Origin of the sequence: Methylobacterium sp. FF17, from assembly GCF_025813715.1 — a bacterium.
Lineage (GTDB): Bacteria > Pseudomonadota > Alphaproteobacteria > Rhizobiales > Beijerinckiaceae > Methylobacterium > Methylobacterium flocculans.
This window is the reverse complement of sequence record NZ_CP107532.1, coordinates 1,430,965-1,446,718: the sequence shown is the minus strand read 5'-3', so window position 1 is coordinate 1,446,718 and position 15,754 is coordinate 1,430,965. Positions and strand designations below refer to the sequence as shown.

Here is a 15,754-nt window from a genome sequence, read left to right as displayed (position 1 = left end):
CCGCCATGGCCCGCACCCTGATCAACGTTCCGAAGACGGCGCAAGCCGGCGAGGTGGTCACGATCAAGACCCTGATCTCGCACCCGATGGAGACCGGCTTCCGCCCCGGTGCCGACGGCCGGATCCGACCCCGCGACATCATCACCGATTTCACCTGCCTGTATGACGGCGAGACGGTGTTCCGGGCCGAACTGTTCCCGGCCACGGCCGCGAACCCCTACCTCACCTTCGCCCTCCGGGCGACGCGGACCGGCCCCCTGACCCTCACCTGGCGCGGCGACAACGGCTTCGAGCAGACCGAGACCGCCACCCTGACGGTGACGTGAGCCGGGCCGCCCGCCTGGCCTTCGGGCTTCTGCTGGCGTGGCCGGCCTCCGCCACCGAGATTCCGGGAGAGGCGCGGCGCTCGGGCTTCGACGGCATGAGCCCCGACATCCAGGCGATGCAACGCGACGCGACCGCCAATCCGGGAATGCTCTGGCTCCAGGACGGCGCGGACCTCTGGGCGAAGGCCCCGGCGCCGGCCCGCCCCGCCTGTGCCGGATGCCACGGCGCGGCGAGCGCAAGCATGCGCGGCGTCGCCGCCCGCTATCCGGCCTACGACGCTGCAACCGGCGGCGCGATCGACCTCCAGGGCCGGATCAACGCCTGTCGCACGCGCCACCAGGGCGCAGACCCCCTGGCGTACGAGAGCCAGGAACTCCTGGGGCTCACCACCTACGTCGCCGCGCAATCGCGTGGCCTGCCGATCACGCCGCCCGACGATCCCCGCCTGGCGCCGACCCGTGCCGCCGGCCGCGCGCTGTTCACGGGGCGGATGGGCCAGCTCGGCCTATCCTGCGCCGCCTGCCACGACGCCTATGCGGGGCACCGACTCGGCGCCGCCCTGATCCCGCAGGGGCACCCTACAGGTTACCCCCTCTATCGGCTCGAATGGCAGGGCGTCGGATCGGTGCAGCGGCGCCTGCGCAACTGCATGACCGGGATGCGGGCCGAACCCTTCCCCTACGGCGCGCCGGATTTCGTCGCCCTCGAACGCTACCTGATGGATCGCGCGAGCCCCCTGCCGATGGAAACGCCGGCGGTTCGGCCCTGAGGTCTCGCATGCGCCGCCGAAAGTCTCAAAAGAGCGTTCGGCTTGCATCGGGCGCAGCCCCGGCATGCGGCAAGCTTTGTGCAATGCAGCGGAAGCAGGCCGCAGCGCCTGTTACAAGCTCCGGGGCTCAAGCATTCCGGAATGCGGACGGAGGAATCTTCACGTGAACGTCCTCGTTCTGGGCAGCGGCGTCGTCGGTGTCACCACCGCCTACTACCTCGCCAAGGCCGGCCACCGCGTCACCGTGCTCGACCGGCAGCCTGCCGCCGGGATGGAGACCAGCTTTGCCAATGCGGGGCAGGTCTCGCCCGGCTACTCGGCGCCCTGGGCGGCGCCCGGCATTCCCGTCAAGGCGATGAAGTGGCTGCTGATGCGTCATCGCCCCCTGGTACTGCTGCCGCAATTCGAGCCGCGCTTCTACGGCTGGCTTGCCCGGATGCTCGCCAATTGCACCCACGACGCCTACCGGCGCAACAAGGGCCGCATGGTCCGCCTCGCCGAATACAGCCGCGACGTGCTGGGCACCCTGCGTGCCGAGACCGGGATCGCCTACGATCACCGCGAGAAGGGCACGCTGCAGCTGTTCCGCACGCAGAAGCAACTCGAGCAGGTCGGCACCGACACCGCGATCCTCGACACGTACGGCGTGGCCTACGACGTGCTCGATCCCGCCGGCTGCATCGCTGCCGAACCGGCCCTGGCGCGGGTCCGCGAGCGCATCGCCGGGGGGCTGCGCCTGCCCGGTGACGAGACGGGCGACGCGCACCTGTTCACGCAAGCCCTCGCTGGGCTGTGCGAGGGGCTCGGCGTCCGTTTCCGCTACGGCGTGACGGTGACCGGCCTTCGCCACGAGCCGGGCCGCGTCACCGGTGTCGTCACGGACGGAGGGGAGACCTTGAGCGCGGACGCCTACGTCGCGGCGATGGGCAGCTACACCCCGGCCCTGCTGCGTCCGCTCGGGGTCAACCTGCCGGTCTACCCCGTCAAGGGCTACTCGCTCACCCTAGCCATCGACGACCCGGAGGCGGCGCCGGTCTCCACCGTGATGGACGAGACCTTCAAGGTCGGCATCACCCGGCTTGGGGACCGCATTCGTGCCGGTGGCACCGCCGAACTCGCCGGCTTCAGCCAGGTCCTGCGCGGGCCGCGCCGCGCCGCCCTGGAGCGCTCGGTCGGTGACCTCTTCCCGCAGGGCGGCGATCTCGCGAAAGCCCGCTTCTGGACCGGCCTGCGCCCGATGACGCCCGACGGCACCCCCATCGTCGGTGAGACGCCCTACCGGAACCTCTACACCAACACCGGTCACGGTACCCTCGGCTGGACCATGGCCTGCGGCTCGGGCCGCATGCTCGCGGATCTCATGTCCGGCCGGCAGCCCGAGATCGCACCGCAGGATTTCGCGGTGCAGCGTTATGCTTGACCTCACGGGCTGTGCGTGGTCCCGGTATTCCAGCGCTGTCGGAGGCCTTCGGCCAGATCGCCTTCGTCAACGCGCCGTCATCGAATCGTCGGAGGAGGGGCGTGTCAGGCTTCCAATGTCAGTTTGTGAAAGGCGTATCCCGCAAATCGACTTTTGATCCGGCGCGGGCTGCGTCAGGACTTTGCGGGGATGGCATGATGACGCGGCCTGCCGGTGATATCATTCGCGTGTGCACCGAATCGAACGGACTTTCTCCGGGCGATCAGGAGAACTGACGCTTTCTCCTCCGATACTGTCCCGGGGGGCACTGGACGATGCGGATGGGGGGAAGACACGGTGTCGGATCTCTGATGGTTCTCGGCGGGTTGAGCGTATCCGATGGTAGACTATGTTGGCCTGTGAGCGTTGTTTTCGATTATCGCTGATCATGTATTATGTATTGATCCAATATCCCGTTTGTACTTTGGTCTTTCAGGTAAATTCATTGTTCGGTCTGAGTGCTTCAGCGCGCTGTCTCCAGGCTGAAGAGTAATCGAACATACGCGGTCTGGAGTGAGGGCATAGTGCGTTTTCCGAAGCTGCCGAATCTTGATCGGGTATCGTTCACGAAAGCTTGGAGAAGTCTGCGGCCGAGGGCTGCGGCCGGTGCCGGACTGTACAAGGGCCGCGCGTCGATCGCTTGGGTCACGCTGCACGAAGGGGGCGTTCTCCTGGCGCTCGCGCCCGACACGCATCGCGAGGAGGTTCGGGTCGAGGTCCGATTCGCGGGCGGTGCTCCGCAGGATCTTCCGGTGGAATCCGCCGGCCGCATCAGCGGGACTGAACTCGTCCATGCCCTGTTGCCCGCGAGCCTGTCCGAGCGCCCGGGGACCTGTGCCGTCAGCGTGATGGTGCACGGTCGCACGTATAATCACAGGTTCGAGGTCGGGCCCGACCGCTACACCGGCTGCATCGATGGGGTGCGGGACTATTGCCTGGAGGGCTGGCTCTCGCCCCTCTTCAAGACCTCGGAGCCCAGCGTCCAACTGGTCGTCGACGGAATCATTGGCGACCCAAGGCCCCTGGACCGCTACCGCGCCGAGTTCCAATCCATGACCTCCGGTCAAGGCGGCTGGAACGGGTTCTCCCTGCCCCTGCCGGTCCAGGCCCTCGACGGAAAGCCGCATCGGCTCGGCATCAGGGCCGGCGGGACGACGCTCGAGTTCGGGAACTGGAGCAGCCAGCCGAAATACAACATCGACGCGTTCAGCCCCGGCGGCGTCCGCGGCTGGTACATCGATCCCGCGATGCTCGATGCGCCGACGACGCTTCGGATCGTCAGGGGCGGCCTGACCCAGTCGGAGCGCAGGACGCATGCCCGCAACGACGTGAAGGTGGCGTTCGGGCGGGAGATCGCCGGCTTCGTCTTCGAACATGTGGAGATCCAGCCGGGTAGCGCGCTGGTCGCGGGACCGGATGGCCCGGGCCTGCTTCTCGGCCGGTTCGAGAGCGACATCCAGGTCCAGGTCCGGGCGCAGCGGGAACTGGCCCGCGCCCATCTCCTCGGATCGGCGCGGCCGGATACCAGCATGATGATGCGACGCCGCATCCGCACCCATCTGGTCGAGGTCGACCGCGCCCGTGGACCCGGGTCGATCGGCTTCCAGCCGGTGATCGCCGCGGAAACCATCCCGCTCCCGCGCGAGGCCGCTCCAAAATCGATCCAGGCCGCATCGACGCCGCGCACGCCCCCACCCGTCTGCGCGATCGTCCCCGTCTACAAGGGATTGTCCGATCTCGAACTCTGCCTCGCATCCCTGATTCCGCAACTCGAGGCCGGGCGGGTGCGCGCCATCGTCATCAACGACGAGTCGCCGGATCCGGGGATCGGCCGCTACCTGGCCGGGCTCGCCGCGGAGGACCATCGGGGCCTGACGATCCTCGACAACCCGAAGAACCTCGGCTTCATCGGAACCGTCAATCGCGGCTTCTCCCTGCTCGAGCCCGGGGAGGACGTGCTCCTCGTCAATGCCGATACGGTCCTGCCGCCCGGGGCCGTTGCGCGCCTCTCACGGCACTGTCACGTCCGGCCCGGCATCGCCTCGGTGACGCCGATGTCGAACAACGCGACGATCCTCAGCTTCCCGAACGTCGTCGCGCCGAGCCTGCCGGCGCTCGGGCTCGATGTCGCCGAGATCGACCGGGTCTTCGCAGCGCAGGGCGCCGCCCCGATGGAGATTCCGACGGGGATCGGCTTCTGCATGCACATGAACCGGCAGGCCCTCGACGAGGTCGGCGCGTTCTCCCCCGAATGGGGGCGGGGTTACTGCGAGGAGGTCGATTGGTGCCTCGCCGCGCGCGATCTCGGCTGGGTTCACCTGGCCGCGACCGATACCTTCGTCATCCACGAGGGCTCGGTCTCGTTCGGCGTTGACGAACGGACGACGATCCTGGCCACCAACCACGTCCGCCTGGAGAGGCTCTATCCGGAATATCTCGGCGAGGTGCAGGCCTTCCTGCGCGCCGACCCCTTGGAGGACTTGCGCGCGGATGTCCTGCTGCACCTCCTCGCCGGGCGGTTCACGGCCCTGACCCTCCACCTGATGCACGGGCTCGGTGGCGGTACGAAGCGCTACGTCGACGATATCCGGGCGCTTCCCCGCGCTCCGGATCACGAGGTCGCCGTGCTTGCGCCGGTTGAGGATCGGGGCGACGACCCGCGCCTGTCGCTGAGCTTCGACCGGGCCGGCGTCGTCCTGACCCTGACGCCTCCGCGGTTGGAACGGGTGCTGGCGGCCCTGGAGGCGACCGGTGTCGAGGTCCAGATCCATGTGAACTCGCGCCTGGCCTTCCAGAGCGGTTTTTTGGACGCGCTGCTCTCGGGCAAGCGCCCCTACACCGTGATGCTGCACGACTTCCAGTGGTACTGTCCGCGCGTCCACCTCACGGACGAGCGCCTCAGCTATTGCGGCGAGCCCGCGCCCTCGATCTGCCAGCTCTGCGTCTCGGGGGGCGTCGAGCACAACTTCGCCGACCACCGGGGACTGATCGAAAACGACCTGGAAGCCTGGCTCGGGTTCAACGCGAAGATCCTGGAGCGCGCGACCCGGATCCTCGCCCCCTCGGAGGACACGGCGGCGCGCTATCGCAAGCGCTTCACCCTGCCCGAGATCGTCGTTGCGCCCCATCCGGAGCCTCGCCTGAACGGAAAGACACCGGTGGTCTCACGGGCCGGCGCATCGCCGGGTGGCCTGCGGATCGCGGTCGTGGGTGCGATCGGACGGGTCAAGGGCTTCGACGTCCTCGTGCGGATGGCGGAGCGGGCGGCGCGCGACCGCATGCCCTTCTTTCTCACCGTCGTCGGCTTCACCGTGGATGACGAACGGCTGAAGCGCTACGGGAACGCCAGCGTCACCGGCGCCTACAAGCAATCCGAGCTGAAGCGGAAGCTCGACGAGATCGATCCGGACTTCGTGTTCCTGCCGAGCATCTGGCCGGAGACCTATTCCTACGTCCTGTCCGAGGTCTGGGAAGCGGGCTACCCCATCGTCGCCTTCGACATCGGGGCGCCTGCCGACCGCATCAAGACCGTGGGTGGGGGCGTGGTGATCCCGTTCACCCGCGATACCCGCATCATCCTCGATGCCCTGACGGACGCCCGCGCCCGCGTGGCCGCCATGGAGCCGATGCGGCCCGAACCCACCTTCGTTCCGTCCCTGGACGCCTATTATCGCGGGCCCGGAGCGGAGCCGCAGCCGTTGGCCGTCCCGGCGCGGGCGCCGGACAGGCCGGAGCCCGGTCTGCCGGTCCAGCACGCGGTGTCGCGGGAGCGGGCGGATCTGCCGCCCTTCGAGGAGGCACACGCCAATGCAGGGTCGATGATGCCGTTCGGGAGCCCGGCGCCCTCGAGGGTGCCGCCCGTCCCCGTCTCACCGCCTTGAGCGGTTGATCGGCCCGTCGGTGCTGCGCGGTGAGGGCGCGTCCCCGCGGTGAGGGGAGGGCTCCGTCGAGGGCTGTTCGCAGTCAGGCTCGACGCGCCGGTCCGGGCGGCATCGTAGGCCGGCGGCCCGGCGTGCTGCGGCGATCGCATCCCGGGTCGCCGCGTCGGCGCCGACCGCCTGCGCTTCGAGGGCCAGCAGCCGGGCGAACCGCTGCTCCTCCGGTGTGAGGGGGCCGCTGGCCCCGTCCCGCAGAATGGTGGCGAGCCTGTCGCGGACCGAACCGGCGGGGAGTGCCTGGAGCCATCGCCCGCGCGGGGGCGTCCGCCCGTCGATGGGCATCAGGCCGGGCCGGTGGCGGCCTGTTCGGCGGGCGCGGGGCGGGATCGCCCGTCGCGGCGCGGAACCTGGGCCTCGATCCGCCGGAACGTGGCCAGCGCCTGACCGACGATCTGGTCCATGTTGTAGTAGCGGTAGGTGGCGAGCCGTCCGACGAACCAGACCCGGCGCTCGTCGAGGGCGCGGCGCTCGTAGCGCTTGAACAGGGCCTGATGCTCCGGGCAGGGGATAGGATAGTAGGGGTCGCCTTCGGCCGCGGGATACTCGTAGGTCAGCGCGGTGCGTGGGTGCGACTGGCCCGTGAGGTGCTTGTATTCCGTGACCCGGGTGTAATCCTCGGATTGGGGATAGTTCACCACGCCCACGGGCTGGTGCCAGGCGACGTCGCGGGTGACGTGCTCGAAGCGCAGGCTCCGATAGGGCAGGGGGCCGTAGCAAGTGTCGAAATAGGTGTCGATCGGCCCTGTGAAGACGGTCCGGCAGGCCCGGGCCGGGCGTCCGAGGCTGCGGTAATCGGTGTCGAGTGCCAGGGTGATGTTCGGGTGGTCGAGCATCGCGGAGAACATCGCCGTGTAGCCGTGCTTCGGCATGGCCTGGTAGGTGTCGGTGAAGTAGCGGTCGTCGCGGTCGGTCCGGGTCGGTACGCGTGCCGTCACCGACTTGTCGAGCTGGGAGGGATCGCGGCCCCATTGCTTGCGTGTGTAGCCCTGGAAGAACTTCTCGTAGAGTTCGCGTCCCACCGCCGCGACCACCACGTCCTCGGCGGTCCGGATCTCCGCCACCGGCTCGGCCCGCGCGGCGAACCAGCGCTTCAGGGCTTCGGAATCGAGGTCGAGTCCGTACAGGCGGTTGATGGTGTCGAGGTTGATCGGGATCGGTACCCGCTGCCCGTCGACCTCGGCCAGCACCCGGTGCTCGTAGGGGCGCCAGGCGGTGAAGTCCGAGAGGTAGTCGAAGACCGGCTTGGCATTGGTGTGGAAGATGTGCGGCCCGTAGCGGTGGATCATCAATCCATCCGCGTTCAGGCCGTCATAGGCGTTGCCTCCGATGTGATCGCGCTTGTCGACGAGGAGCACGCGCTCGCCGCGCACCCGCGCGATGCGCTCGGCGAGCACGCTGCCCGCGAAACCGGCGCCGACGATCAGCCAATCGTGCATCATGCGTCAACTTTCGTGCTGCGGCACGGTCCGGCGACACGGTCCGCGCGGGAGGGGGAGGCGGGTCAGGCGTACGCGCGCACGGGCGCGCAGGGACCGGCGGCCGGACGGCGAAGGCCGGCGCGGATGCGGGCTTCCATCTCGGCCCAGGTCCGGTCCCACGAGCTTTCCGCGAGGCGCTGGTCGACGCGCGCGAGCCAGGGGCCGCGCGGGCGCGCGAGCAGGGCCTCCGCCGCGCCCACCGCCTGGATCGGCGTCTCGGCGATCTCCACCAGGCCGGGCGCGCCGTAGCTGCGCACCACGTCGACGATGGGCGTCGAGACGACGGGCAGTCCGGCGGCCAGGAATTCGGGCGTCTTCGTCGGGCTGATGAAGCGTGTCGAGGCATTGAGGGCGAACGGCATCAGGCCGAGGTCCCAATGCGCCAGGTAATCGGGCAGGTCGGCGTAGGATTTCGGTCCGAGCCAGTGGATGTTCTGCCGTTTCGGCAGGCCCGCCGGATCGATCTTCACCACCGGGCCGAGGATGACGAACTGCCACTCCGGCCGCAGGTCGGCGATCGCCGCGAGAAAATCGGCATCGAAGCGCTCGTCGACGACACCGAAGAAGCCGAGGCGGGGATGCGGGATTGCGGCCTGATCGGCGGGATCGGGAACACCCGCCTGCCGCGCCCGCTGGAAATGCGCGGTGTCCACCGAAGAGGGGAAGCAGTGGATATCGGAATGGGCGTCGCGCTTGGCCTCGTAGAGGCTGCGTCCGCCCGTGAAGACGAGGTCCGCCCGCGCGAACAGGGCCTTCTCCTGGGCGATCAGCGAGGCCGCTGCGCCCCTGAACGCCGACAACTCGTCCATGTTGTCGTAGAGCGTCAGGTCCCGTGCCAGGTCCGACGTGAAGGCGAGGGCGGCGGGCGTGTAGTACCAGAAGATCCGGCTCGCATGAGGCCGGGCCCCCAGTTCCTCGGCGATGAGGCCCTGCAGCATCGCGGTCTGCGCGTCCGCCTGCCCCGGGTCGAGGATCGGAACGAGCACCTCGATGGCCGGGCCGACCCGCTCACGGGCGAGCCCGGCCGTGGCCCCCGCCTCGAGGACGGGCTCTTCGATGAAGACGACATCGAAACGGGCGGCGGCACGGCTGAGCAGGTGCTGGGGACGCTGCCAGACGAAGTTCCAGCGCAGATGCGAAAAGCAGACGAGGAGCGGACGGGAATCGGATCCCAGGATGTCGGGAGGCGTGGGGGCGGTGCCGGCCCCGTCGCCGACCTTGGGGACACCTTCGGTTTCAGCGGTCACGCGAAAGATCGATCCGGAATCCAGATTCACAGATTTAATCCCGTCCTCAACTCTGGTGGCTGCGCACGTCAAAGCAAACTACCGAAAGTTATCGATTGTTCAGCAATAGCTATGGAGATTTTCTGAGCCGGTCCCACGCAAATGTTAATGTTAGTCCATGGGGTAAATCATATTTTGCTTCAGCAATGGATGGTTCTGGAAGATTTTCCGGATGCTATGCATGGTATGGAATCCGACGGACCATTGGGTAATGGGCTGAAGTTCGCTTCATGAAAACGACCACCGCGCGGCTTGAACTCTGGGGCGGGTTCGAATGCACGGTCGCGCGGATCGGGGACCGGTATCGGGACCAGATGCGCGAGACCGGGCACCGCTGGCGGATGACGGATCTCGACGCGGTCGCACTTTTGGGGATCCGCACCCTGCGCTACCCGGTGCTGTGGGAGACCGTGTCGCCGCACGCCCCGGACGTTCAGGACTGGTCCTGGCACGATGCGCGGCTGGCGCATCTGCAGCGCCTCGACATCGCTCCGATCCTCGGCCTGCTGCACCACGGCAGTGGCCCGGCCTATACGGACCTCCTCGACCCCGCCCTGCCCACGCTCCTGGCCGACCATGCGGGGCGCGTCGCCGCCCGTTATCCGTGGGTGACGCGCTTCACGCCGGTCAACGAGCCGCTGACCACGGCCCGCTTCAGCGGGCTCTACGGCCACTGGTATCCCCATGCCCGCAGCGAGGCGGCTTTCCTGCGCATGGTGGTGGCGCAGTGCAAGGCGACGGTGCTGGCCATGCGGGCGATCCGCCGGATCAATCCACGGGCACAGCTCGTCCAGACCGAGGATATCGGCCGGACCTTCAGCACGCCGGGGCTTGCCGGCCAGGCCGCCTACGAGAACGAGCGCCGCTGGTTGAGCCTCGATCTCCTGTGCGGGCGGATCGGGCCCGCTCATCCCTGGTACCGCCGCCTCATCGAGACCGGCATCGCGCCGGACGACCTGGCCCTCCTGTACGATGGCGAGGGCGCTCCGGACCTCATCGGGGTCAACCACTACCTCACGAGCGAGCGCTACCTCGACGGTCGGCTCGGCGCCTACCCGAAGCCTTTGCGCGGCGGGAACGGGCGCCAGCGCTACGCGGATGCGGAGGCCGTCCGGATTCCCCTCTGCGCCGACGTCACCGGGCCGGCCGCGCGATTCGCCGAGACCTGGGAGCGGTACCGCCGGCCCCTGGCGGTGACGGAGGTGCATCACGGCTGCAGCCGGGACGACCAGCTGCGCTGGCTCGCCGAGGTCTGGGACGCGGCCGCCACCCTGCGCGCCACGGGCGTGCCCGTGGTGGCCGTGACCCTGTGGTCGCTCCTCGGGGCCGTCGACTGGAACAGCCTCCTGGTCGAACGGGCCGGTACCTACGAGCCCGGCGCCTTCGACATCCGGGCGCCCGTTCCGCGCCCGACGGCCCTGGCCGGGGCGGCTCGGGCCCTGGCGGCCACGGGCCGGTTCACGCATCCGGTCCTCGACGGGCCGGGCTGGTGGCGCCGCCCGGCACGCTTCTACGGGCCGCCGCGCGCGGGGCGGGCGCCTCCGCCGGAGGCGGCGCGCCCCATCCTCATCCTGGGCGCCGCCGGCCCCCTGGCGCGGGGCCTGCTCCGGATCGCCGGGGATCGCGGATTGCAGCATGTCGGTATCCGGGCCGAGGGCTGCGAAGGGGATACGCTCGCCGACGCCATCGCCATGCATCGGGCCTGGGCGGTGATCGACGCCACCGGCCTCGCCACGGATGCGGCCGTCCGGCGCTATCCGGGCGGGACCCTGCGCGTCGATGTGGGTCGGGCGGGCCGCATCGCGTCGGCCTGCGCGGGGGCGGCCGTGCCGCTCCTCACGTTGTCGAGCGATCACGTCTTCGATGGCCGCCTCGGTCGTCCGGCCTGCGAGACCGATCCCCTGACGCCCGAAGGCCAGTACGGGACGAGCCTCGCCGCCGCCGAGGCGGAGGTCCGGGCGCGGCACCCGCGCGCGCTGATCGTGCGCACCGGTTTCGTCTTCGACGCCCCCGCCCCCGAGGCCCGCCCCGAGGACATCCTCGCAGCCCTCGGAGCCGCCGTGGGGATGCCGCCCCGGGAACCCGAGACCCTGTCCTTGAGCTACCTGCCGGATCTGGCGCACGCCGCCCTCGACCTCCTCATCGACGGCGAGGCCGGACCCTGGCACCTCGCCAACCGGGGACCGATCGCCCGCGACGAGGTCGTGGCCGCGCTGGCCTGCGCCCTGCGGGGGCACGCACCCCCCACCGGGGGCTCGCGGCCGCCGATGCTCAACCGGGCGCTGACCAGCGCGCGCGGCCTCCTCATGCCGACCCGGGCCAGTGCCCTGGCGCGCTTCGGGAACGCGGCGCGCGCGGTTCCAGCCACCAACGCCCGGCAGGCTGCGGAATGAGACGCGTCGCTGGCGGGACCTGGGACGTGCCGCCCTTTGACGGGGCTTTGGGGCCAATCACCCCGGCGCCGTTCCTCGGTGGCTTCGAATGTTCGAGCCACCGCCGCTTCGACGGTCGGCGCCTCGACCTCATCGCCGCGACGGGGCACGACATCGGGGCGGCGCAGGACTACGCGGCGCTGATGGCCCAGGGCCTCGGCGCTGCCCGCGACGGCCTGCGCTGGCACCGGATCGAGGTTGCTCCCGGCCGCTACGACTGGTCGAGCGTCCTGCCGATGCTGCGGGCGGCCCGCGCCGGCGACCTCCGGGTCATCTGGGACCTCTGCCATTACGGCTGGCCGGACGACATCGACATCTGGTCCGAGGCCTTCGTCGCCCGGTTCGCCGCCTTCGCCGCCGGGGCGGCCCGGGTGGTCGCCGCCGAAACCGAGGGTGCCCCGGCCTTCTGCACCGTCAACGAGATGTCCTACTGGGCCTGGGCCGGTGGGGATGTCGGCCGGATCGGTCCCTTGGCGCTCGGGCAAGGGCCTGTCCTGAAGCGCCAGCTCGTGCGCGCCTCCATCGCGGCGACGCGGGCGATCCGGGCGGCGGTCCCGCAGGCCCGCTTCCTCCATGCGGAGCCCCTCATCCACGTGGCGGCGGGCCGAGCCGAGGACGCGGACGCGGCCGGCGCCTACCATCTCGCGCAGTACGAGGCTCTCGACATGGTGAGTGGCGACCTCTGCCCCGACCTCGGCGGCGGGCCGGACTGCCTCGACGTCGTCGGCGTCAATTTCTACCCGGATAACCAATGGGTCCATGGTGGGGGCACGATCCCCCTCGGGCACCACGCCTACCGGCCCCTGCGCAGCCTGCTGGCGGAGGTCCATGCTCGGTACCGGCGCCCGATGCTGGTGGCCGAGACCGGGGCCGAGGGCAGCGCGCGTGCCGCCTGGCTGCACTACGTCTGCGCCGAGGTCCGGGCCGCGCGCGCTGCGGGGGTGCCGGTCGAGGGTATCTGCCTCTATCCAATCCTCGACTACCCCGGATGGGAAGACGACCGGCCCTGCGCGGTCGGCCTGTTCTCGGTCCCCGACCGGGACGGCCGGCGGAGTTGCGATGCCGATTTCGCCGCCGAACTCCGGCGCCAGCAGGCCCTCTTCGCCGAAACGGTGATCCGCCCATGAGGGACGCGTCCACGGTCGCCCCGCACCTGTCCGGCCCCGGCCGGTTCATCCTGCATCACCTCCTGCGCTGGCGCTGGCATTTCGGCCTGCTGTTCACGCTGGTGACCGCCTCGGCGGCCTGCGGGGTCGGGCAGCAATACGTCCTCAAGCAGTTCGTCGACGCGGTGGCCCGCCCCTCCGATGCCGCCTCGGCCGCCACCGGGGTGATCCTCCTGTTCCTCGGGCTGATCGCGGCCGAGAGCGTGCTGGCGCGGCTCACCGGCTGGCTCGCCTGCCGCTCCACCGTGGGCGTCGGCGTCGACCTGCGCCTCGAACTCTTCGACGAACTCAGCGCACAGTCGATGCGCTACTTCGCCGAGAACCTCGCGGGCTCGCTCGGCCAGCGCGTCACCGCCACCGCGGGGAATTTCGGGGCGCTGATCAACACCCTGGTCTGGCGCATCATCCCGCCCGTGGTGGATGTCGGCGGGGCGGTGATCATCTTCTCCACCATCGACGGGACGCTGACCCTGGCGCTCCTCGCCTTCGTGGTGGCGGTCACCGCCGGGCTGATCGTGTTCGGCGAGCGCGGGCGCCCCCTGCACCGGGCCTATTCCGGGCAGGCCGCCACGGTCGCCGGCGACCTCGTCGACAGCATCACCAACATGTGGACGGTGAAGGCCTTCTCGGCCCGACGCCGCGAGTGGCAGCGCCTGCGCGCCGGGTTCGAGGCCGAGGCGGCGGCCCAGCGCCGGAGCTGGATGTATCTCGAGGCCGCCCGCCTGCTGCACGACCTCGCCCTCTGGATCATGGCGGCCGGCATCCTCACCTGGGTCCTCACGCTCTGGAGCCGGGGGCAGGCCAGCCCCGGGGACGTGGTCGTGGTGGCGAGCCTGACCCTGCGAATCCTTCACAGTTCGAAGGACATGGCCCTGTCGCTGGTGGATGTCGCCCAGCAGTTCGGCTTCGTGGAGGAGACCCTGGCGGTCATCGCCAAACCCCGTTCGGTACGCGACGTGCCGGACGCGCCCGCCTTGTCCTGCCGGGCGGGCCGCGTCGAACTCCGCAACGTGTCGTTCGGCTACGGGACGGGGCGGCGGGCCCTGGAGGAGGTCAGCCTGACGATCCACGCCGGCCAGAAGGTCGGCATCGTCGGTCCCTCGGGCGCCGGCAAGTCCACCCTGGTCCACCTCCTGCAGCGGCTCCACGACGTGGAGGGTGGCGCCATCCTCATCGACGGCACGCCGATCAATGCCGTCGCCCAGGATTCCCTGCGCGACGCCCTGGCGGTGGTGCCCCAGGAGATCAGCCTCCTGCACCGGAGCGTGATGGAGAACATCCGCTTCGCCCGGCCCGAGGCCGACGACGCGGCGGTGTTCGCCGCAGCCCGGGCGGCCGCCTGCGACGGCTTCGTCCGGCGCCTGCCGCAGGGCTACGACACAATCGTGGGCGAGCGCGGCGCCCGGCTCTCGGGTGGACAGCGCCAGCGCATCGGCATCGCGCGGGCCTTCCTGAAGGACGCGCCCATCATCCTCCTCGACGAGGCGACCTCGGCCCTCGACACGGAATCCGAGATGGCGATCCAGGCCGCCCTGGTGCGCATCATGCGGCAGCGCACGGTGATCGCGGTGGCGCATCGCCTCTCGACCCTGACGAGCTTCGATCGCATCCTCGTCATCGACCAGGGCCGGGTCGTGGAGGACGGCACCGCCGCCGCCCTGCGCCGGGCCGGCGGGCTGTTCGAGCGGATGTGGCGCCTCCAGGCCGAGGGCCTGCCGGCCGAGATGGAGCCCACTGCCTGACAGGGTCGCTCGGTACCGGCCGAGGAAGGGCGGGAAAAATCCCGGCGGATGCGACCTTTCCGGTGCTCGGTCGTTGACAGGACATGCCCGCCCGGTTCGCCTCGCGCGAACGGGCTCCTTGAGATGACCATGAAGGAATCCTCCATGAAGTCTGCCATCATCGCCGCTGCCCTGCTTCTCTCGCCCGTCGCCCTGATGGGCTCCGCCCAGGCGCAGGGCACCGTGCGCGGCGCCGAGCGCGGGATCGAGGACGGCAACCGGGCCGCCGGTCCGGTGGGCGGCATCGTCGGCGGTGCCGTCGGGGCCGCGACCGGAACGGTCGGCGGCGTCCTCGGTGTCGATCCCGACCGCCGCGAGGAGCGTCTGGAGCGCCGCGAGGAGCGGACCACGGTGCGCGAGCGCCGCGACCGCTGAGGGTCCTCGCCGATCGAAGATCCACGACGCCCGGTTCCGATGGAGCCGGGCGTCCGCGTTTCATGCCTTCCCCGATGGCCGTGTCCGAACCCGAGATCCACCAGCACATCCTGACGATCGCGGCGGGCCTCGCGGCGCCCCTGGCCGAGGCCATTGCGCGGGTCGGCCCCCTGACGATCGAGCCGCCGGCGCATGGGAGCGTGGCCGAGCGCCTCTGCGTCGAGGTCGTGAACCAGCAGCTCTCGGTCCGCGCGGCGGCCGCGATCTGGGCCCGCGTCGAGGCCGCTGCCGCCGGGATGGGCCTGACGCCCTGGGCTCTGCTCGTGCCCGGACACGAGGCGACCCTGCGGGCCTGCGGCCTCTCCGGCAACAAGGTGCGCGCGCTCCAGGCCATCCGCGCGGCGGAGGAGGCCGGGCTGCTGGGCGCCGCCCTCGCGGACCTGCCGCAGGCCGAGCGCTCCGCCATCCTCTGCCGCATCCGGGGCGTCGGTCCCTGGACCGCCGACATGATCGGCATCTTCCATTATAACGACCCCGACATCTGGCCGGACGGCGACGTCGCGGCGGTCGGCTGCCTGCGGCGCCTGACGGGACGAGAGGACACGCAGGCGGTCGCGGCGGCCTTCGCGCCCTATCGCTCGCTGCTGGCGCGCTACGCCTGGCGCATCAAGGACCTGCCGAAATCCGCCCCCGGCGGAGCGCCGAGCCTATAGGCCCGTCCCGGCACCGCCAAGCTCGGCGCC

General features: G+C 70.2%; 12 protein-coding genes. 9 read left to right on the top strand and 3 right to left on the bottom strand.

All coding sequences use genetic code 11. From position 1 onward, the window contains the following. Positions 1–5: 5 nt before the first annotated feature. From soxZ to OF380_RS06635, 4 genes are all read left to right on the top strand, one after another. Entirely contained in the window at positions 6–326 is a 321-nt protein-coding gene (gene soxZ / locus OF380_RS06650) for a thiosulfate oxidation carrier complex protein SoxZ (protein WP_264049984.1), read from the top strand. Next, positions 323–1,096 (top strand): sulfur oxidation c-type cytochrome SoxA, encoded by a 774-nt coding sequence (gene soxA, locus OF380_RS06645; RefSeq protein ID WP_264049983.1) that lies wholly within the window; start codon positions 323–325, stop codon positions 1,094–1,096. The genes soxZ and soxA overlap by 4 nt, the downstream gene beginning before the upstream one ends. A gap of 163 nt (positions 1,097–1,259) precedes the next feature. Then, complete coding sequence (locus OF380_RS06640) at positions 1,260–2,516, top strand: D-amino acid dehydrogenase (RefSeq protein ID WP_264049982.1); 1,257 nt, start codon at positions 1,260–1,262, stop codon at positions 2,514–2,516. Between the two features lie 791 nt (positions 2,517–3,307). Beyond that, on the top strand, positions 3,308–6,436 hold the full coding sequence (locus tag OF380_RS06635) for a glycosyltransferase (RefSeq protein ID WP_264049981.1): 3,129 nt from the start codon (positions 3,308–3,310) through the stop codon (positions 6,434–6,436). On the opposite strand, the gene OF380_RS06630 is transcribed toward OF380_RS06635, so the two are convergent. The 3 genes from OF380_RS06630 to OF380_RS06620 all read right to left on the bottom strand — a co-directional run bounded on the left by OF380_RS06630 (position 6,425) and on the right by OF380_RS06620 (position 9,218). Further along, positions 6,425–6,775, bottom strand: a complete 351-nt coding sequence (locus OF380_RS06630) for a hypothetical protein (RefSeq protein WP_264049980.1) — start codon at positions 6,773–6,775, stop codon at positions 6,425–6,427. The genes OF380_RS06635 and OF380_RS06630 overlap by 12 nt on opposite strands. Beyond that, the gene (gene glf, locus OF380_RS06625; protein WP_264051217.1) at positions 6,775–7,929 is read right to left on the bottom strand and encodes a UDP-galactopyranose mutase; all 1,155 of its coding nucleotides are present in this window, start codon (positions 7,927–7,929) and stop codon (positions 6,775–6,777) included. Before glf ends, OF380_RS06630 begins: the two co-directional genes overlap by 1 nt. A gap of 65 nt (positions 7,930–7,994) precedes the next feature. After that, positions 7,995–9,218: a glycosyltransferase gene (locus OF380_RS06620; protein ID WP_264049979.1), complete on the bottom strand. Its 1,224-nt coding sequence runs from the start codon at positions 9,216–9,218 to the stop codon at positions 7,995–7,997. A 269-nt stretch (positions 9,219–9,487) separates the two neighbouring features. Here OF380_RS06620 and OF380_RS06615 point away from each other — a divergent pair, with 269 nt between their 5' ends. The 5 genes from OF380_RS06615 (at position 9,488) to OF380_RS06595 (ending at position 15,724) form a co-directional block, all read left to right on the top strand. Next, the gene (locus OF380_RS06615) at positions 9,488–11,650 is read left to right on the top strand and encodes a sugar nucleotide-binding protein (protein ID WP_264049977.1); all 2,163 of its coding nucleotides are present in this window, start codon (positions 9,488–9,490) and stop codon (positions 11,648–11,650) included. Next, complete coding sequence (locus OF380_RS06610) at positions 11,647–12,816, top strand: beta-glucosidase (RefSeq protein ID WP_264049975.1); 1,170 nt, start codon at positions 11,647–11,649, stop codon at positions 12,814–12,816. The genes OF380_RS06615 and OF380_RS06610 overlap by 4 nt, the downstream gene beginning before the upstream one ends. Further along, the gene (locus OF380_RS06605; protein WP_264049973.1) at positions 12,813–14,597 is read left to right on the top strand and encodes an ABC transporter ATP-binding protein; all 1,785 of its coding nucleotides are present in this window, start codon (positions 12,813–12,815) and stop codon (positions 14,595–14,597) included. Before OF380_RS06610 ends, OF380_RS06605 begins: the two co-directional genes overlap by 4 nt. Before the next feature lie 144 nt (positions 14,598–14,741). Further along, positions 14,742–15,011: a hypothetical protein gene (locus OF380_RS06600; RefSeq protein WP_264049971.1), complete on the top strand. Its 270-nt coding sequence runs from the start codon at positions 14,742–14,744 to the stop codon at positions 15,009–15,011. Between the two features lie 80 nt (positions 15,012–15,091). Further along, positions 15,092–15,724 (top strand): DNA-3-methyladenine glycosylase family protein, encoded by a 633-nt coding sequence (locus OF380_RS06595; RefSeq protein ID WP_264049970.1) that lies wholly within the window; start codon positions 15,092–15,094, stop codon positions 15,722–15,724. Positions 15,725–15,754: the final 30 nt, after the last annotated feature.